We start from the raw sequence: 17,964 nt of genomic DNA on the forward strand, positions 1-17,964 counted from the left end.
CATATCCGCGGCCAGAGAAGTGAGAGTTGTTGCACCGCTGCGAACACCTTCTTCCTGATTCGAAACCCATGCACAACCGTGGCCGGGCCTTGCAAAGCAACCGGGGATGAAACTATGGTCCGCCCCGACCACGGGACGGAATGCCGCGTATGAATGAAGCCAATGAAAATATGCAGCCGGACGATGCAAAGCCGGTTGAACCGGCTGCAAAATACTCGATCTCCGGCGGCTTCGTCTCGCTGCTGACCAACCTCAGGATTTCCCTCGCGGTCACCTCGTACCAGTCCGGGCGCCTCTACATGCTGGGCCACAATCCGAAGGGCGGTCTGATGGTGAATGAGCAGTATTTCCAGAAGGCAATGGGTCTGCACTATCGCGACGGCGTGCTGTATATGGCCACACTTGCCAATATCTACCGGATGCGGAACATCCTTCGTCCCAGCGAAGTGATGGACGCCCAGTTCACCGACTGTTTCGTTCCGCGCACGACGCATCTGACCGGTGTGCTCGATGCGCATGATATCGGCGTCACCGGCGATGACAGGATCCTGTTCGTCAACACCCGATACAATTGCATCGCCGAAGTCTCGGATACCCATGCATTCAAACCGCGGTGGAAACCGCGTTTCATCTCGTCCATCGTTGCCGAGGACCGTTGCCACCTGAACGGAATGGCCATGCAGGACGGAAGGCCAAGATACGTCACAGCGGTCAGCAAGTCCGACACGATCGACGGTTGGCGCGACCGGCGCGCCGATGGCGGCATTGTCATCGATGTGGAGACTAACGAGATCGTCTGCGAAGGATTGTCGATGCCGCATTCGCCGCGCCTGTACCAGGGCAAGCTCTGGGTTCTGAATTCGGGAACCGGTGAACTGGGCTGGGTGGATCTGTCAATGCCGGAGCCGAGCCGTCGTTTCACGCCCGTGGTGTTCTGCCCCGGCTTCGTGCGCGGCCTCGCATTCCATGACAAGTTTGCCTTCGTGGGCCTGTCGAAGCCGCGCTACGAGCGGTTCGAAGGCCTCGAGCTTGACACCCGGCTGGAACAGGCGGACAGCGAACCCTGGTGCGGCGTTCAGGTCATCGACCTGAACTCGGGAAGCTGTGTTCAGTGGTTCCGCATCGACGGCAAAATCGGTGAACTCTATGATGTCGAAGTCCTGCCCGGCATCGGCTGCGCACGTTCCTACGGCTTTCTTACAAAGGACGTGTTGGGGATCATCACGCTCGACGATCACGATCTGTGAGCTTGCCGGAGCGGAACTTACGCAGCGGCCAAAGCACACTCGCTAAGCGACGGCATCGTCGATCGGTTCGGCGAATGCCGCCACGTTCGTCGCGCTGCCGTCGGCGACCGGCTGGAACATCCGGCGGTAGGCGCCGGGCGTGATGCCGGTGCAGCGCTTGAACAGGCGGCGGAAGAAGGCCGGGTTTTCGTAGCCCACCAGCGCGGCGATCTCATCGGCGATGATGTTCGACGTCTCAAGCAGCCGCTTGGCCTCTTCGATCCTGAGGTTCTGGACGTAGGCGATGAGCGTCGACCCGGTCGCCGCCTTGAAACGCCGCTTGAGACTGCGTTCCGGTATTTCGGCGGCCTTCGAGACGTCCGACACGGCATGCTCGTTTCGGAAGTGCTGCGCCAGCCAGTTCTCCGCAAAGCGCACCGAAGAATCGGCATGCGGCTGGTGCCGCACGAGGTTCTGGTAGGGAAGTTGTCCCTCCGAATGCCATTTGAGCAGATAGACCTTTGCGATGCGCAGCGCTTCGCCGGGGCTGCAGTGCCGGGCAATGATGTGCAGGGCGAGGTCATGCCAGGACGTCGTTCCCCCGGCGGTGATGATCCGCCCGGCCGGGTCGGCGATCACCAGGTTGGGGCCGGGATCGAAGCGGACGTTCGGAAAACTGCGGCCGAAAAGATCCTGGTATCCCCAGTGCGAGGTGGCGCTTCTGCCGTCCAGCAGTCCCGTCGCGGCAAGCAGGACCGAACCGGAACAGGCCGAGTAGATGAAGCTGCCCCTGGCGTAACAGTCCCTGATCCACAGTTTCAGGGCATCGTAGCGGTCATGCAGGTCGTCTGTGGGAGCAAGCCACAGTTCCGGCAGGATGAGGATCTCGGGCGCCTGATCCCCGCTCAGCGACAGTTCGGGACTGACCGGAATGCCGTTGCCGCACCGGAACGGCTTGCGCGATGTCGACACGATGCGCGGCTCGATGAGGCGGTGGCCGGGCGCGTCGCCGGAAAGCTCTTTCCAGAGCTTGCCGGTCGCTGCGAGAACATCGACCATGCCATAAAGCGCGGACCCCGCGGTCTCGGGGAGCGCGAGAATATGCGCCTCGATCGGCGCGTCGTTGCTGGTGTCCATGGCATTGGCTTTCGTGGCACAAATGGAACGTTTTTGGCAATACTCGCGCTGACAATCGCGCTTGTCCAGCCGTAATTTTCCTTCATCGCCGGCGCCATTTCGGCACAGCCGGCAACACTGACGAAGGAGAATTGATCATGAATATGAACACGCGCATGGACGCACACACCGTGAAGAAGCACGTCAATGGCCTCGACGTTCAGGCCGCGATGGACATCGTTTCGGCCATCAAGGCCGATAGCAGCCTTGCCCGGTTCCAGTTCCGGGCGGCGAACACCTGGGTGAACGGCGGTGAGAACCGTTCCACCATCCGTGACTTTTACGGCGCCGGGCGGGAAGACACGTCCCGTACGGAACCGTTCGCGTTCACCAACGGGGAGCCGCCCGTGCTGCTCGGCAACAACGAAGGCGCCAACCCGGTGGAGTTCCTGCTGCATGCCCTGGCCGGCTGCGTCACGACGACGTTCGTGCTGCATGCCATGGTTCGCGGCATCACGATCCGGAACCTTTCAACGGAACTGAAGGGCTATATCGATGTGCAGGGCCTGCTCGGGCTCGATGAGACCGTGCCGTCCGGATACGAGGAGATCGACATCCGCATGCATGTCGAGGCCGATTGTTCTGACGAGGAGCTGGACGACCTGCTGGCCTTCGCCCAGGAACACTCCCCGGTGTGCAACACGGTCTGCCGCCCCGTTGCGGTGAACATCGAACGCGTCGCGGTGTGATGCCGCCTGTACCCCGGGCCGGTCTGCTCCTCGGGAGCGAGCCGGCCCGGATCATTAACGAACACCCGCCTTATCTCTTTCTGTCCGGCCCGTTCGCCTCCTCATCGAACCGCAGCGGCGGCGATTTCTCCGGCAGGATGCCGGCGCGGAACTTCTGCAGCACGAACTGCAGGAGGAGGCCTACCAGCAGCATGCGGATGAAGGACGAGCGGGTGGCCCATTCGGGCGGCAGGCGGTTGGTGAAGATCTCGGTCACCGACCACAGCGCCCAGATGCCGAGCGCGCCGACGATGGCACCGCGGTTGTTGCCGGAGCCGCCGGCCATCAGCATCACCCAGACGAGAAAAGTCACCAGCAGCGGGTCGGTGGCGGACGGCGACAGGAAGCGGAAATAGTGCGCCGAGAGGCCGCCGGCGACACCCATGAAGGCGCAGCCGATGACGAAGGTCTGCATGCGGAACTTCTCGACATTCTTGCCCGCCGCCGCCGCGGAGGCCTCGTTGTCGCGGATGGCGCGCAGGCTGCGCCCCCAGGGGCTGTTGTAGAGCCGCGTCGCGACGAGATAGACGATCAGCACGATCAGCCAGACATAGGCGAGGAAGACGATGTCGGCCGCACGGCCCGAGGCGTATTCGCCGAAGGGGCGGGGAATGCCGGAAATGCCGAGGCTGCCGTTCGTCAGCCAGGCCTCGTTGACGATGACGAGGCGCAGGATCTCGGCGATGCCGATGGAGGCCATCGCCAGATAGTCGCTTTTCAGGCGCACGCATATTCGGGCGACCGCCCAGCCGGTCACCCCGGCGATGATTGCCGCGCCCACGAGCCCGGTAAAGACCGGCATGTCGAAGCCGCCCAGGTGCTTGGCCGTTTCCGGGGTGCTCAGGATCGCAGAGGTGTAGGCGCCGATCGCGAAGAAACCGACGATGCCGGCATTGAAAAGGCCGCCCATGCCCCACTGGATGTTGAGCGCAAGGCAAAGCAGCGCGTAGATGCCGCCGGCGATCAGCACGCTGACCAAGTAGAAGAGCAGGCCGGTGATCTCCGTCATAATAGCCTCCCCTTGAAGAGACCCTGCGGCCGCACGATCAAAAGCACGATCATGATGACGAAGGCGACCGCGGTCTTGTAGGAGGGCGAGATCAGCGCCTGGTCGCCGATCCACGGGTAGGAGGAGAGCTCTTCGGCAAGGCCGATGATGAAGCCGCCGGCCATCGCCCCCATCGGCTTGCCGATGCCGCCGAGGATGGCGGCCGCGAACATCGGCAAAAGGAGGTTCCAGCCGAGATTGGGGTGGGCGCTCGTATCCATGCCGGCGAAAAGGCCGGCGACGGCGGCCAGCGCCGCGCCGATGATCCAGGTCCAGCGCACCACCTTTTCCGTGTCGAGCCCGGCGACCTCCGCGAGTTCCGGATCGTCGGAGACGGCCCGCATCGACCGGCCGGTCTTCGTCCGCGACAAGAAGACGTGCAGGAAAAGCGCGATGACGGCTGTCGCGACGATCGCCTGGACATGCAGCGCCGAGACGCGGATCGTGTCGAAGAAGATCAGCGGCGGGCGCACGCCGCCGGAGCCGTAGACCTGGTTCTGCGACCCCCAGACAAGCTGCACCAGCGAGCGGAAGATCAGCGCGACGCCGAAGGACGAGATCACCGTGTAGATGGTCGGAAGCTGGCGCAGCGGCCGGTAGAACACCTTGTCCACGATGAGTGCCGCGGCGATCGCCAGCACCATGCCGAACGGCACCAACAGGACCGAATTGAACGGCAGGACCGCCGCCGCGGCGAGCACGCCGTAGGCGCCGAGGGTCATCAGGTCGCCATGGGCGAAATGGGCGAAGCGCAGGATGCCGAAGATCATCGAGATGCCGACGGCGCCGAGCGCGTAGACCGAGCCGATGGCGAGCGCCGGGAAAAGGTAGAAATTGATGAACTCGATCATCCCGCGCCTCCGAGGAAGGAGCGGCGGACATTTTCGTCCGCCAGCAGGTCCTTGCCGGTGCCGGAGGCGAAGTTGCGCCCGTTCACCAGCACATGGCCGTGATCGGCGATCTGCAGCGCCTGGCGCGCATTCTGCTCGACCAGCAGGATGGTGACGCCGGTTTTGCGGATGTCGAGAAGCAGGTCGAAGATCCGTTCGAGATAAGCGGGCGAGAGGCCGGCGGTCGGCTCGTCGAGCAGCATCAGCTTCGGCTCGCACATGAGCGCGCGGCCGAGCGCCACCATCTGCCGCTGGCCGCCGGAGAGTTCTCCGGCCGGCTGTTTCAGCTTGGCGCGCAGGTCGGGGAAGAGTTCGAGCACGTTCTCGCGCGTCGCCACCGTGTCTTCGGGCGGCGCGGCATAGGTGCCGACATCGAGGTTCTCGTCGACGGTCAGGTGCGGGAAGATATTGCGGCTTTGGGGAACCGCCGAGATGCCCATCGTCACAAGGGTCGAGGTCTTGCAGGCGACAAGGTCGGTGCCGTGGAAATCGATCTCGCCTGATGTGACGCTGGTCAGCGCGAATATGGTCTTCAGCACCGTCGATTTGCCGGCGCCGTTCGGGCCGAGGATGACGGCGATCTCGTTCGGCTCCACGTCGAAGGAGACGTCCTCGATGATGGGCGGTCCGCCATAGCCCGCCGTCAGGCCGCGGACGCACAAGAGGGCGCTCATAGATGCGCCTCGTATTTGCCGCCGCCGAAATAGGCCTCGATGACCCGCTCGTCGTTGCGCACCGCGTCCACTGTGCCTTGGGTCAGCAGTTCGCCCTGCGCCATCACCAGGACGTGGCTGCACAGCCGCGAGACATAGTCCAAATCGTGCTCGATCAGGCAGAAGGTGAGGCCTTGTTCCTCGTTGAGCGCGCTGATCTTGTCGGCGAGCTTGGAAAGCAGGGTCCGGTTGATGCCGGCGCCGATCTCGTCGAGGAGGATGATCTTCGGCTCGCGCATCAGCGCCCGCCCGAGCTCGACCAGCTTCTTCTGGCCGCCGGAGAGATTGCCGGCCTTCTCGCCCTGCACATGTTCCAGTTCGAGAAAGCGGATCGTCTCGCGCGCCCGCTCGTAGATGGCGCGTTCCTCGGTGCCGAAGCTGCCGCGCCGGAAGACGACGTTGAAGACGTTCTCGCCCTCGGGCGCCGATGCCGCGGCCATCAGGTTCTCGAGCACCGTGAGGCGGGCAAACTCGTGCGGGATCTGGAAAGTCCGCGCCAGCCCGCGCTGCGCCCGCTGATAGGGCTTCAGGCCGGTGATGTCCGCGCCGTCGAAGAGCACCCGCCCGGCACTCGGCCGCACGGCCCCTGCAATAACGTTGAACGCGGTTGTCTTGCCGGCCCCGTTGGGGCCGATAAGACCGGTTATTAGGCCTGCGTCGACGTTGAAACTGACATTGTCGATCGCACGCAGGCCGCCAAAATCGACGCAGATTCCCTCAAGCCGGATCATCTGACGGACTTTTCGTCCGCTTACTGGAAGATCGCGATCTGCTTGTACGTATCTCCGTCGACGACGAACTTGCCGATCAGCCCGCTGACATCGCCATTGGCGTCGAAGTCGTAGGAGCCACCGGCGCCGTCATAGTCGATGTCTTTGCCGTCCTTGAGCAGGGCCTTGGCCTTCGCCCATTCGCCGGGGCCGACCTTCTCGCCGGGCGCCGAGGCGACATCGCGCAGTGCCGCGGCCATGGCGGTGCGGTCTGCCGTGCCGGCCTTCTCGATGGCAAGCAGCGTCAGGAACGTTGCATCGTAGGTCTGGTCGACAAAGGCCTTGTCCGCGCCAGAGCCGTACTCCGCGTTGAACGCGTCATGCAGCGTCTTTTGGGCCGGGTTGTCGGCGGGGGAGGTTGGCGAGGAGAAGAAGGAGGTCTTCAGCGCGTCGGCGCCGACATCCTTGATCAGCAGTTCGTCGCGCAGGCCGTCCGTGCCGATGAAGTTGGTGAACAGGCCGCCCTCGATCGACTGCTTGACGATCTTGCCGCCGGAATCGCCCGCATAGGCGATGACCACAAGCTGGTCCGCGCCGCCCTTGGCGAGGGTCGCGAGTTCCGAACGGTAGGAGTTCTTCTTCTCCTCGTGCTTGACCTCGGCGACGATCTCCCCGCCGGCCTTCTTGTAGGCGTCCATGAAGGTCTGGCCGATGCCGACGCCGTAATCGTTGTTCACATAGGTGACGGCGACCTTGTCGATGCCCTCGTCGAGAACCATCTGGGCGAGCACCTGGCCCTGGAAATTATCGGACGGAACGATGCGGTAGACGAGATCGTTGTCCTTCATGTCGGTCATCGCCGGCGATGTCGCGGTCGGCGAGATCTGGACGATGCCCGACGGGATGAACACCGCCTCGGCCGCGGCGATCGTGGTGCCCGACATCAGCGCGCCCATGACGATCGGCACGTTCTCGACATTGGCGAGCTTCTGGGCGGCGTCGACCGCGCCCTGCGACGAACCGGTCGTGTCGCCATAGATGGCGACGGCTTTTCCGTCCAGCAGGCCGCCCTGGTCGTTGACCTGCTTGACCGCCAGGTTGGCGGCGTTCTGCAGCGGCGGGATGAAGCTGGCGATCGGCCCGGTGATGTCCATCAGCACGCCGACTTTCGTGTCGGCCGCATGCGCGACCGCGCTGCCGCCGAGCAGCGCCATCGCTGCGACGAATGTCATACACTTTTTCATGGAATGCTCTCCCCTGGTTGATTTGCTTTGTTGTTGAACTTGGCCCTGCTTGTGTTTGTGTCGCCACCCGTAAGCGTTCAAAGGATCGTTGTGTCGAATGCACCCGGCAGGCTGACCTCGAGCAGTTCAAGGTCCTGCGTCGCATCGGCGAAGCGCGTCGCCATATCCGGCGGAATGACAAACGCGTCGCCGGCCGTCAGCCGGTATGGGTCCTTGCCTTCGCCCTCCAGGGTCATTTCCCCCGACATCACGAAATAGAACAGTATATCGCAATTATGTTTCGTCCAAGGAGACGGCTCGCCGGCGAGGGGTCTTGCCACCATCACCGACGCGACGCCTTTGGTGTTGTCGTTGATCGTCGTGTCGCGCGCCTCGAAGCCGGGCAGGCGGAACGGCATGAAGACGCTCTCTTTCGCCAGGTTGTGGACGAAGCGCTGGCCGTCCCACTCGCGGTCCGGCCGCTCGACTTCCGTCGGCAGCTGCATCTCGTGGTCGATCTCGGTGATGTGGTCGGCCGGCACGCCGATCTCGATCACCTCGATGCCGTCGGCGGCATGCATGACCCGGTGGCGGATCCTGGGCGGCTGGATGAAACAGTCGCCGGCATGCAGGCGGCGCGTGCCGCCCTGGTCCTCGTAGAGCACGTCGACCCATCCCCTGATGCAGAAGATGAGCTGGAAGCCGACCTTGTGGAAATGCACCATGTCAGGCACCGGCCCGTCAGGAACGCGGATGTGCGAGGCGATCATCGCGCCGCCGAGCCGCGAAGGCACCAGGTCGCGATAGGCCATGCCGGCGCGCCCGACGATCCACGGCGCCTGGTCCGCCAGCCGGCGCACGACGAAGGCGTGCTCGGTCTGCGGCAGGACGAGCGGCGGGTTGAGTTCGTCGATCTCGATGCGGGTGCCGTTCGGCGCCGTCAGTTCGCGCTTTCCGTCCGCGAAGCCGTCCGGATCGTCGGTGAGGATGCGCAGTGTGCCCGGCGCTTCGGGCGCGTCCTTCTCGATCCGCACGCGCAGGCCGTGGCCGGAGAGCACGGCGATTTCCGGATTGTCGGCGGGATAGATCATGTCCAGCCGCATGCCCAGCGTCCTGGTGTAGAACGGCAGGTCGTCGCTGAGGTTGCCGGTCGGCAGCCGCACTTCGGCGCGTGTCTCGTTCATCGTGCCATCGCCTCCGGGCCGTTCATGCCGATTTTTCCGTTGCCTGTGCCTGCTCGGCATTGACCGCGTTGAGATAGGCCGTTTCGCCCTTGTGGATGAAGCGCAGGATCGTGTCGGAGGCGGCGACGGCGTCGCGCCGCGCGAAGGCGTCGTGCAGATCGGTGTTGCCGTCGACGATCAGCGGGTGGTTGACCCGGTCGTCGAACGTCATCATCCGCACCACCTGGATCGGCGTCATGTAGCGCTGGATGACCTTGCGCAGCGAGTCGTTGGGAATGACCGAAATCCAGCCGTTGCGGAACCGCTCGCTCGCCTTGAACATCAGTTCCGTGTCGCCCGACTGCATGGCCCGGCGGGCGCTGACGAGGGTTCCCTCGAGTTCGTCGAGCTTCTCCTTCTCGATCGTCTGCGCGACCAGCGCGACGGCGCGCGGTTCCACCAGGCGGCGCAGGTCGAAGATCTCCAGGATCTCCTTGTGTGTGACGCGCGGCAGCACGAAGCCGCGGGTCGTCGCCTCGAGATAGCCGCCATGGGCAAGCCGCATGAGCGCATCGCGCGCCGGCATGCGCGAGACGTCGAATTCGGCGGCAACGGCGGTGTCGACCAGCCGCTCGTCCGGGCCGATCTCGCCGCGCTGCAGGCGTCCCATCAGCACGTCGTGGATGATCTGCGCCTGGTTCTGCGGGCCGCCGGCCCGTTCCGGTGTAGCAAGGACGCTCATTGCCGAGCCTGCGAATGAAGCAAGGGGGAAGGGCGCGTGAAACTGTATACGAAAAAGCTTCGTTTCGAGGCGAAAGACCCGTCGAAAGCATTCCTTTTTCGCATTCAAGATTTCCTTTAAGCTTGAAGCACCTTAAAATCTGTATACGATACACCCGCAAATGCGTCAACTCGGATCGCGGCCGGGCGGCGCGAAAAACGGGGAGCGCCGGCGTCTTTTCACGGGCGCTCCCGAAGCCCGGAAGATGACCCATGTCCGACCAGAACGACGGCTATTTCCTCTACCATTCCATCGGCCAGTACCCGGAAAAGGCGGCGGACCTTGCCGCGGCGATGGCGGAGCTGGCGGCGGTCTGGGGCAGGGCCGACGACCAGCAATGGGATTATCTCTTCGCCCAGCGCGCGGCCTATCTCGATCTCTGGAGCGACCTGATCGGCGCCGGGCAGGGCACAATGACGACCTGCGAGAACGTCACGCAGGGCCTCCACATGCTGATGACGGCACTCCCCGAGAACCGCCTGCGCGGCCGGCGCGTTCTCATTGCCGAGGATTGTTTCCCGTCGAACCATTTCCTGCTCACCGGTCTCCAGGATCGGCTCGGCTTCACGCTCGATACGGTGGAGAAGCGGCAGGGCGCGTCCTGGGTCGCCGATGAGGACATGATCGACCGGTGGGACCGCGACGTCGCGCTCGCCCTGGTGACCTGGGTGAGTTCCACCTCGTCCCGCAAGGCCGATGTCGATGCGCTCACGGCGCACGCGCGCGAGATGGGCAGCCTCGTCGGCGTCGACATCACCCAGGCGGCGGGGCTCTTGCCCTATTCGGTTGAAGCACCGGTCGTCGACTTTGCCGTTTCGACCAGCCTCAAATGGATGTGCGGCACGCCCGGCGCCGGCATCCTCTACGTCCATCCCGGTCTGATTGCCAAATGCCGACCGGAACTGCGCGGCTGGTTCAGCCAGGACGATCCGTTCAGCTGGGCGCTCGACCGGTTCGAGCTGGCGCCCGATATCCGGCGCTTCGACAACGGAACGCCCGCCATGGTCTCCGCCGCCGCCACCGTGCCGGCGCTCAGCTGGCATGCGCGGACCGACCGGGACGCGATGCTGGCGCACAACCGCGCGCTTTCAGTGCGCCTGATCGCCGCGGCCGACGATCTGGGGCTGCACCTGGTGACGCCGCGCGCCGAGGCCGAGCGCGGCGGCAGCGTCATGCTGAAACTGGCTTCCGAAAAGGCAGTGGAAGAGACCCTTTCGACCCTGCGCGACGAACACATCTACGCCGACAGCCGCGGCCCGATCCTGCGCCTCTCGCCGGGCGTGATGACCAGCGCCGAGGCGACGGAACGGCTGATTGCGGTGTTGGGCGGTGGCCGATAGGGCGAGGGCAGACGCCTCCGATTGTCCGGAATTTGCGGCCCGTCGCCAAGGTTCAGCTTTTGCTGAAGCTGGCCCGGCAGAGCTTGGCCGAAGTCAGGATATGGAAGATGGACCAGCAGCAGATACCGATGAATTTTGCGCCGTCCTCCAGGGCAAAATGAAGGTTGCTGGTGCTTGGATGTGCAACGTCGACGACAAGGCTCAAGAACAGAAAACCCAGGCCGCTGGCAAAAAGGACGGCATCCGACGATAAAATGACGCGCCAGCACCGCAGTACATAGGCCAATGCAAACCCGGCGATTGCAGCAAGCACGGCAATCTGCGGAATCCCGATTTTCGGCGCGATGTTCTCATGGAACAAAAACGCGTCATCGAGCGCCAGCCATGCCGTGAGCAGCCCCGCGAGGAGTGCAAACTCGAAGGCGCTTCGGTCGGTTTGCGCCGTAAAGAGAATATAGGCGGCGAACAGACAGGTCGCGGCCGTTATAAACCAGAGGAACACGCCCAGATTGGATATGATGCCGAGATAAGTCTGGCAGCAATTATCCGTGACCGTCGCCGCGACCAGGGGATCCAGAAAGAGCAGCTTCGCCGGCACGAGCGGCTGGTAATAGGCCGCGAGCGCAATTGCCGCGGGCACCAGGACGACGACAAAGTGCAGCCAGTTCACCGATAAAGCACGCATAACGAACTCTTCCACAACCCCAGGAGCCGACAAGGTTACGCGGGTCTTCGAAAGATAATCTTACCGTTGCCGGATCTGCCGCCGCTTTTTATCTGGCATGGTTATCTCAATGCTAATTATCCTGCACGCGCATCTACGCCGACAGCCGCGGCCCCCAATCCTGCGCTTATCGCCGAGGGTTATAGCGAGCGCCGAAGCGACGGACAGGCTGATTTGGGTGTTGGGTGATGGTGGGTAGAGCTGGCCAAAATCCCCTGGCACATCGGATAAGCGGCGAGTCATCTTCCGCCTAGCATACGAGATTGCTACCGGCCTAATGCCAGCGCCGAGGTTATCGACCCGCCCGTCGGCCTCGTCCGTAATCTGACCCCGGCCCTTGTCGCCGTTTACGGCCCTGAGCCGCCGTTCATCGAACACTCGAATGCTGCGTTGCAATCCGTCGAAAGAGACATTCGCTGCGCGTGCGAAATCAAGCACGATCTGAATTCACGCATCGCAGACGAAGCGGACCTCGCCGCGGTGCCAATCTGTGTCTGCTCTGGGGTGGGGAGCTGCCGGGCCGCTGTTAAGCTCTACAACCAGAAAAGCAGACACTGCAACTTTCAGTTCTGACCGGAATCAGCCAAATTGCTTGGTGTGCAAAAGCCGAGTTGAATTGAACGTGACAGTAAAACGCCACCAGCTCAAAGACCGCGCGCGGACAATGGAAGCGCGCTTGCAACACTTTGAAGACACAGCGGCTCGGCAGAATGGCACCCTCAAGCGTCACGAGACCTGGCGGCATGAGTATGCTTCATTCCCCTACCTGCTTGGTGCGCCCGACGACCGGCTTTGCTCGCGCTTCAAGGACGTGTTCATCAATCAGACCGAGTTGAACTCGGACGCCAAGATCGGGCCGCTCCCGATCGGAGAAGAACACGATTTCATGCCAAAGTTCACCCATCTGCTAGAGGAATACGGCCTGAGAACGGGCGGCCACCCCCCATCAGAAGTGATAGCCGCTGCAAGGGCGCCTGCTGTCAAATATTTCGAAAACGGAGAGCCGATTGCTACAAAGATCTTCCAGGGGTACGCAGCTCCAACCACGCCATTCACGGTCAAATACGGGCGTCGCGAATTTCTAGAGCCGATGCTTCGAACAGGGCGTCTGCGCATCTGTCCCGCCTCGTATTACAACGATGTCTCTCATAATGCAGCGGTAAAAGACGACGAAATCCACCGTACCTTTTTCATTCCCACCTTCCGCGAGCGGCTCAAGGGAATTCACCACATGGTGTTTCAAGGGCATCGTATCGAGTACGGAGACGACGACATCGTCGTGCCGGTCGAGGCACCGGATTATTTTCTCTTAAGTCTTTGCGATAGCATTTACTACCGTATGCCCACCGATTTCGACGCGGATGCCGCTCTAATCATCCGTGAGCCGACCAAGTTCGCACAGCGCGTTATTTCAGCCTTTCTCGCGCGTTATTCCGACTGGAAGCCCCACTACGGCCCTGTGACTTACTACGATCCATATCGCGACTATACCAAGATGCGGGTCCACCAGATGTCGAAGCATTTTGGATATGCCTACCAACGCGAAGTGAGGATCGTGATGGAAGCGCTGCGGACACCACGGCAAACCCTACAGCCAGAATTTTTCGACATTGGGCCGATGGGCGATTACGCCGAGCTCCTCTTGGCATAGCCTTGCCCATCAGGGTGCCAGCTTGCAAAATGACGCTGTAGTAAACCCAACGTGTGCAACAAAGGTTGCAAGCAGACATAACGCCAGAAAGCGCCGAGCGGCAACAAAGGGCTCGGTCCGGCCGAATCCCGCATCGCAGCAGTTTCTCTTTTGCAACACCGTATGAGCGTCGATTGCGGCCCTTTGCCGCCGTTCACGAAAGCGTTCGTGCTGCGCTGCAAATGCGTGTGAGTTATTGGGGTGTAATGTTGCGGTCTTTGCTGGTTCATTAGTTCAATTGAAATCGAAGCCGGTAGCTCAATCCAGAGTACCTACTGGATTGCTTCTTCAATGAACTCAAAAATATGCGCAAATTGCTTAAAATCATCCGCAGAAGAATTTTCGCAAATCCACTTACAGACTTCTGCTTTCTTACCAATAATCCACATATTGGTTATCTTATCACCCTCCGTTTCGACCTTAAACCACTCTGGTTTGTGAGTTTTTGCACGATCTATGACGGTCATGGGAAACAGTTTTTCTATGCCACCACTTAGACTTGATTCTGAATGCGGCAGCATACGTCTGATGAATAGGATTTCGCCAACATCTTCGGTTTCAACATCCACTTCGGGATCATTTAGTATCAGTGTCTTCCGTGCTAAAATATTTATGTTTGACCGTAGAAAATTGCCAGCTTCTTTCATTGCCCTGTTGTTGGATCTTTTTGTCCCCTTTCCGCCTTCTTCGCCCACGATTTGAAGCACCAATTTGTCCAGGACCGGGAGCTTATTGTGAAATTCTGCGGCTTTTTTAATGAAGCATATATCGGTTGGTCCTTCGACCAAAACCGTCGGCATTCCGGTACCCTCAAGGATTTTTCGTAACTTGTCGTTTTCGGCCTTTAGATTTTGAATACGTTCGTTCTGATTATAGATACTTCCGAACAGCTTTTCATGAGCCAGTCTAAGTTCACTATATTCGTCTCTATTGACCCTTAAAATTCGCTCGGATGATACAATCGGGTTGAATACTTCGTAAAACGTGGTGTTGTCCGGCGCCATTGAAATTGTCGCTGAAGAATGCGTTACTAAAATCACCATGATCGATTTTTGGACAAAGTATTCTTCCAATACTCCGAAGAGAATGTTGATTAGTGACGGATTTAGTGTCGCATCAAATTCGTCCAGTAGAATGAGTTTCGCATTATCTGCGAATTCGCCGGTAAGTGAGCTAATTACCAATGACATGATAGCTCTTTCGCCATCTGACAACTCACTCAAGTCTCTCTGGTGATTTAGTATCAGCGAACCATTCGGCTTCATGGGATAGAGGGTTGGTTTTTCACTGAGCGAAAAACTCTTCTCAGCAATTTCGTAGTCGTTTCTGAAGCGATACCCAAAATTGAATTGCTTGAACAACTTGTTGAACTTTTTCCACGGCGCTTCTCCCAAACCTCTGTATGACAGCTTTATTTTTGACTTTGCGGCAGTCCTTTCTCTCTGCAATTTCTTGACAGAAAAATTGTAAAATACCTCGCTAACGACATTCTCAAAGATATCATCTGCCTTCCAAATGAAATCGCCAAGTGAGTCGCAGCTATCAATTTCGTCATCAGTTATTGCTCCAGATTGGAACTTATCTGCGCCAAAAACCTCAACTAGAATTTCCTTTGCACGAACAGTGCTTCTTTGGTGGTTTCGAATATCTTTGTGGTTTCGATCCAATCTGTGTTTTTTGTAGTGGCTCTTAATGTTATTCCTTGAGGACCTCACTAGCTCCGGATCAGCATTCTTAAATCCCTGAATACCTTCTCTGAACGAGCGAAATGCAATCTGATTGGCATCAACATTCGTGCCATCCAGGATCAGGTCCAACAAAATTTTGGGTTTTCCCGCAGGCTGTTCCAATCTACGCATTATATCAAGGAACTGAGATTTGCCGCTGCCGTTTGCACCAGACAACACCGCAATTGGTCCGTCTATTTCAAACTCAAAACCTGCGGGAAATGATTTGTAAACTGAATGCAGCTTGCCTTGTAATTTCATGTTCTAAATCCGATTAGACACACGCTGGCGCAGACTATACTTTTGCGAGTAGTCGGCTCTTAGAATCAATCAATAGCACTTAACAGCCCAACACAACCCTCCATCATTTGCACCGTTGCGGTGGGCGAAAAGGCATGTTGCATCAATGCTCTTTAACTGCTTCGTCCAAAATGCGCTCGAGTCTCATCAGGCGGTAATCGTGCATCGCATATTTGTTTAGAAATCGCGGGTCGGTAACCAATGTCTTGTGACGCGGTGCCGGAACTGTGTCGAGGACCATGAACCATTCCCTTTTCGTGGCCGAGATTTTGCCCAGTGCCAGTTTTGTCCGCTCGAACCAATCGTCCGACTTTTTGGGCCACTTAGCAACGGCATGCGTCCGGGTATCTTTCAATCGGGTAGCCTCGTTCCTTAGCTGAACGCCTTCGTGCCGTAGCTGGGCTATTTCGGCATATATTTCGTCACTACGGAATAGATTGCCGACCATTTCTGATTTCACATCAGATCCGCTGTCTGAATTGGTTTTCAGCCGAGCAATTTCTTCAACATGGAGGTTAATCCGCTCTTTCAGAATTGCGACATGCACTCTATTCAGTTTTCGGGAAACCAGTAGTCCTATGCCAAACGCCAGCACGACAAATGAAACGAAGGCCCAAGGATCGGCAACTATCCAATCCCATTTCCGTTCAAGCAATTCAAGTAGTTCTGGCATGCACTACTAATATCAGACCGGCCTTGCTTTTGAAGTTCTTCGTCGATGGCCAAATTCATTGATGTGTCGTTGAGGTAAGTGGCCATGAATCGAATTCCTGAAGAGAGTGAGTCGCTGCGTGCCCAATTTCTCAGTCAGATGCAAATGGAATCGAGGATACGTTCTCACCTGCAACAAATGTCCGCTTTCCCCCCGAAGGTCGACTTTTAACGCGCAGGGGCAGAAACCCTGGTAACTGTGCCATACCTTTGCCCCTCAAATCATCCCAGCCCCCGGCCATCAGATACTCCTGCGGCAGAAATCTCGCCTCGTCGTCCATCTGCGGGAGCCGGGCGTGGCATGGGGCAGGGCCGCGGTCGGTGGCGTGGGGGATATGGTCGAGGATCATGTAGGTGCTGAGCGAGCGGTCGGAATAGTCCGGCTCAATGAGGGTTTGCAATCACCCGCCCGCCATGCAGTATCTCCATGCTTTTGCCCGATGGTCGCGTTACCGGCAATTGAAAACGCAATTGAAACTCAAGGGGGCAAGCCAGTGCCGATTAAGAACAGATATGCCGAAATGCTTGACGAGATCACCGGTTGGCGGCGCGATTTTCACGCCCATCCGGAGCTGTTGTTCGAGGTTCACCGCACCGCCGGCAAGGTCGCGGAGATGCTGCGCGGCTTCGGCTGCGACGAGGTTGTCGAGGGGATCGGACGGACCGGCGTTGTCGGCGTCATCAGGGGACGGGCGACCGACAGCGGCCGGGTCATCGGCCTGCGCGCCGACATGGATGCGCTGCCCATCAACGAGGCGACCGGCCTCGATTACGCTTCCGAAACGCCCGGTCAGATGCACGCCTGCGGCCATGACGGGCATACGGCGATGCTCCTGGGCGCGGCGAAATACCTTGCCGAGACCCGCAACTTCAACGGCACGGCCATCGTCGTTTTCCAGCCGGCGGAGGAGGGCGGCGCGGGCGGCCTCGAAATGTGCCGCGACGGCCTGATGGAGCGCTTCGGCATTGAGGAAATCTACGGCATGCACAATGCGCCAGGCCTGCCGGTGGGCCATTTCGGGATCCGGCCCGGTGCGCTTTTGGCCTCGTCCGATGAATTCGAGATCGTGGTCACGGGCAAGGGCGGCCACGCGGCCGAACCGCACAAATCCGTCGACACCACCCTGGTCGCCGCGCAGATCCTGATTTCCCTGCAGACGATCGTATCGCGCAACATCGACCCGCTGCACCGGGTGGTCGTCACCGTCGGCGCGTTCCAGACGGACAGCGAGGCGAGCAATATCATCGCGCACCAGGTGCGGATGGCGGGAACGGTCCGCACGCTCGATTCGGAAAACCGGGCCCTGGCCGAAAAGCGCGTCCGCGAGGTTGCCGAGGGCACGGCCGCCGCCATGGGCGCGAGCGTCGAGGTCAGTTGGGAAAGCGGATACCCGGTCACCGTGAACGCCGCGCAAAACACCGCCTATGCCGAGGAGGTCGCGCGATCGATAACGGCCGACGTGATCGACAATGTCGATCCGATCATGCCGGCCGAGGATTTCAGCTACATGCTGGAGGAAAGGCCCGGCGCCTACATCTTTGTCGGAAACGGCGACAGCGCCGCGTGCCATCACCCCGCCTACAATTTCAACGACGAGGCGATTCCCTTCGGGTCAAGCTGGTATTCCGGGATGATCGAGGCCCGGATGCCGGTCGAGGAGTGACCGCGGCGCCCCATCGGCAAAAGCAAAACCCACGACGAACCAAAGTATCCATCGAGAATTAGCAGACAGGCGAAGTAATTCCGGCGCGAAGTGACACACGCGTTTGAAATACGATAAGCTCTGGATTGTCCTTTTGTTCCGAATTCTGCC

The 17,964-nt window shown here is 59.9% G+C and carries 16 protein-coding genes; 5 read left to right on the forward strand and 11 right to left on the reverse strand.

What is annotated here, in order from left to right; all coding sequences use genetic code 11:
* Positions 1-149: 149 nt before the first annotated feature.
* On the forward strand, positions 150-1,247 hold the full coding sequence (locus E4M07_RS12990; protein WP_206057243.1) for a TIGR03032 family protein: 1,098 nt from the start codon (positions 150-152) through the stop codon (positions 1,245-1,247).
* Between the two features lie 42 nt (positions 1,248-1,289).
* Here E4M07_RS12990 and E4M07_RS12995 read toward each other — a convergent pair whose 3' ends face one another.
* Positions 1,290-2,363, reverse strand: coding sequence for a helix-turn-helix domain-containing protein (locus E4M07_RS12995; RefSeq protein WP_136658776.1), 1,074 nt, complete (start codon positions 2,361-2,363; stop codon positions 1,290-1,292).
* Positions 2,364-2,500: 137 nt separating this feature from the next.
* Between E4M07_RS12995 and E4M07_RS13000 the strand changes: the two genes are divergently transcribed.
* Positions 2,501-3,091, forward strand: coding sequence for an OsmC family protein (locus E4M07_RS13000; RefSeq protein ID WP_206057244.1), 591 nt, complete (start codon positions 2,501-2,503; stop codon positions 3,089-3,091).
* A 70-nt stretch (positions 3,092-3,161) separates the two neighbouring features.
* Here the strand turns inward: E4M07_RS13000 and E4M07_RS13005 are convergent, their stop codons facing one another.
* The 7 genes from E4M07_RS13005 to E4M07_RS13035 all read right to left on the reverse strand — a co-directional run bounded on the left by E4M07_RS13005 (position 3,162) and on the right by E4M07_RS13035 (position 9,619).
* Positions 3,162-4,139, reverse strand: a complete 978-nt coding sequence (locus tag E4M07_RS13005; protein WP_136658777.1) for a branched-chain amino acid ABC transporter permease — start codon at positions 4,137-4,139, stop codon at positions 3,162-3,164.
* Positions 4,136-5,029 carry a branched-chain amino acid ABC transporter permease gene (locus E4M07_RS13010; protein WP_136658778.1) on the reverse strand — a complete coding sequence of 298 codons (894 nt, stop codon included), beginning with the start codon at positions 5,027-5,029 and terminating at the stop codon, positions 4,136-4,138. The genes E4M07_RS13005 and E4M07_RS13010 overlap by 4 nt, the downstream gene beginning before the upstream one ends.
* A complete protein-coding gene (locus E4M07_RS13015) occupies positions 5,026-5,742 on the reverse strand; it encodes an ABC transporter ATP-binding protein (protein WP_136658779.1) in 717 nt (238 codons plus the stop codon). The genes E4M07_RS13010 and E4M07_RS13015 overlap by 4 nt, the downstream gene beginning before the upstream one ends.
* Positions 5,739-6,512 carry an ABC transporter ATP-binding protein gene (locus tag E4M07_RS13020; RefSeq protein WP_136658780.1) on the reverse strand — a complete coding sequence of 258 codons (774 nt, stop codon included), beginning with the start codon at positions 6,510-6,512 and terminating at the stop codon, positions 5,739-5,741. Before E4M07_RS13020 ends, E4M07_RS13015 begins: the two co-directional genes overlap by 4 nt.
* Positions 6,513-6,532: 20 nt before the next feature.
* Positions 6,533-7,735 (reverse strand): ABC transporter substrate-binding protein, encoded by a 1,203-nt coding sequence (locus E4M07_RS13025; protein ID WP_136658781.1) that lies wholly within the window; start codon positions 7,733-7,735, stop codon positions 6,533-6,535.
* Between the two features lie 77 nt (positions 7,736-7,812).
* Positions 7,813-8,898 carry a cupin domain-containing protein gene (locus tag E4M07_RS13030; RefSeq protein WP_136658782.1) on the reverse strand — a complete coding sequence of 362 codons (1,086 nt, stop codon included), beginning with the start codon at positions 8,896-8,898 and terminating at the stop codon, positions 7,813-7,815.
* A gap of 22 nt (positions 8,899-8,920) precedes the next feature.
* Complete coding sequence (locus tag E4M07_RS13035) at positions 8,921-9,619, reverse strand: GntR family transcriptional regulator (protein WP_136658783.1); 699 nt, start codon at positions 9,617-9,619, stop codon at positions 8,921-8,923.
* A gap of 251 nt (positions 9,620-9,870) precedes the next feature.
* Here E4M07_RS13035 and E4M07_RS13040 point away from each other — a divergent pair, with 251 nt between their 5' ends.
* Positions 9,871-10,998 (forward strand): aminotransferase class V-fold PLP-dependent enzyme, encoded by a 1,128-nt coding sequence (locus E4M07_RS13040; protein ID WP_136658784.1) that lies wholly within the window; start codon positions 9,871-9,873, stop codon positions 10,996-10,998.
* A 52-nt stretch (positions 10,999-11,050) separates the two neighbouring features.
* Here the strand turns inward: E4M07_RS13040 and E4M07_RS13045 are convergent, their stop codons facing one another.
* Positions 11,051-11,683, reverse strand: a complete 633-nt coding sequence (locus E4M07_RS13045) for a hypothetical protein (protein WP_136658785.1) — start codon at positions 11,681-11,683, stop codon at positions 11,051-11,053.
* Positions 11,684-12,338: 655 nt separating this feature from the next.
* Here E4M07_RS13045 and E4M07_RS13050 point away from each other — a divergent pair.
* Positions 12,339-13,373: a hypothetical protein gene (locus E4M07_RS13050; RefSeq protein ID WP_136658786.1), complete on the forward strand. Its 1,035-nt coding sequence runs from the start codon at positions 12,339-12,341 to the stop codon at positions 13,371-13,373.
* Positions 13,374-13,684: 311 nt separating this feature from the next.
* Here E4M07_RS13050 and E4M07_RS13055 read toward each other — a convergent pair whose 3' ends face one another.
* Together E4M07_RS13055 and E4M07_RS13060 are read right to left on the reverse strand one after the other, a co-directional pair.
* Entirely contained in the window at positions 13,685-15,400 is a 1,716-nt protein-coding gene (locus tag E4M07_RS13055) for an AAA family ATPase (protein WP_136658787.1), read from the reverse strand.
* 142 nt (positions 15,401-15,542) lie between these two features.
* Complete coding sequence (locus E4M07_RS13060) at positions 15,543-16,112, reverse strand: hypothetical protein (protein ID WP_136658788.1); 570 nt, start codon at positions 16,110-16,112, stop codon at positions 15,543-15,545.
* A gap of 532 nt (positions 16,113-16,644) precedes the next feature.
* Between E4M07_RS13060 and E4M07_RS13065 the strand changes: the two genes are divergently transcribed.
* Positions 16,645-17,814, forward strand: a complete 1,170-nt coding sequence (locus E4M07_RS13065; protein WP_136658789.1) for a M20 aminoacylase family protein — start codon at positions 16,645-16,647, stop codon at positions 17,812-17,814.
* The last annotated feature ends 150 nt before the right edge of the window (positions 17,815-17,964 follow it).

Source organism: Nitratireductor sp. XY-223, assembly GCF_004959855.1.
Taxonomy (GTDB): domain Bacteria; phylum Pseudomonadota; class Alphaproteobacteria; order Rhizobiales; family Rhizobiaceae; genus Hoeflea_A.

What these genes read in the sequence shown, in the direction of transcription:
- E4M07_RS13040 (WP_136658784.1), top strand. Translation starts at nt 9,871, where the DNA reads ATGTCCGACCAGAACGACGGCTATTTCCTCTACCATTCCATCGGCCAG.
- E4M07_RS13035 (WP_136658783.1), bottom strand. Translation starts at nt 9,619, where the DNA reads ATGAGCGTCCTTGCTACACCGGAACGGGCCGGCGGCCCGCAGAACCAG.
- E4M07_RS13025 (WP_136658781.1), bottom strand. Translation starts at nt 7,735, where the DNA reads ATGAAAAAGTGTATGACATTCGTCGCAGCGATGGCGCTGCTCGGCGGC.
- E4M07_RS13010 (WP_136658778.1), bottom strand. Translation starts at nt 5,029, where the DNA reads ATGATCGAGTTCATCAATTTCTACCTTTTCCCGGCGCTCGCCATCGGC.
- E4M07_RS13000 (WP_206057244.1), top strand. Translation starts at nt 2,501, where the DNA reads ATGAATATGAACACGCGCATGGACGCACACACCGTGAAGAAGCACGTC.
- E4M07_RS13020 (WP_136658780.1), bottom strand. Translation starts at nt 6,512, where the DNA reads ATGATCCGGCTTGAGGGAATCTGCGTCGATTTTGGCGGCCTGCGTGCG.
- E4M07_RS12990 (WP_206057243.1), top strand. Translation starts at nt 150, where the DNA reads ATGAATGAAGCCAATGAAAATATGCAGCCGGACGATGCAAAGCCGGTT.
- E4M07_RS13060 (WP_136658788.1), bottom strand. Translation starts at nt 16,112, where the DNA reads ATGCCAGAACTACTTGAATTGCTTGAACGGAAATGGGATTGGATAGTT.
- E4M07_RS13030 (WP_136658782.1), bottom strand. Translation starts at nt 8,898, where the DNA reads ATGAACGAGACACGCGCCGAAGTGCGGCTGCCGACCGGCAACCTCAGC.
- E4M07_RS13005 (WP_136658777.1), bottom strand. Translation starts at nt 4,139, where the DNA reads ATGACGGAGATCACCGGCCTGCTCTTCTACTTGGTCAGCGTGCTGATC.
- E4M07_RS13015 (WP_136658779.1), bottom strand. Translation starts at nt 5,742, where the DNA reads ATGAGCGCCCTCTTGTGCGTCCGCGGCCTGACGGCGGGCTATGGCGGA.
- E4M07_RS12995 (WP_136658776.1), bottom strand. Translation starts at nt 2,363, where the DNA reads ATGGACACCAGCAACGACGCGCCGATCGAGGCGCATATTCTCGCGCTC.
- E4M07_RS13055 (WP_136658787.1), bottom strand. Translation starts at nt 15,400, where the DNA reads ATGAAATTACAAGGCAAGCTGCATTCAGTTTACAAATCATTTCCCGCA.
- E4M07_RS13045 (WP_136658785.1), bottom strand. Translation starts at nt 11,683, where the DNA reads ATGCGTGCTTTATCGGTGAACTGGCTGCACTTTGTCGTCGTCCTGGTG.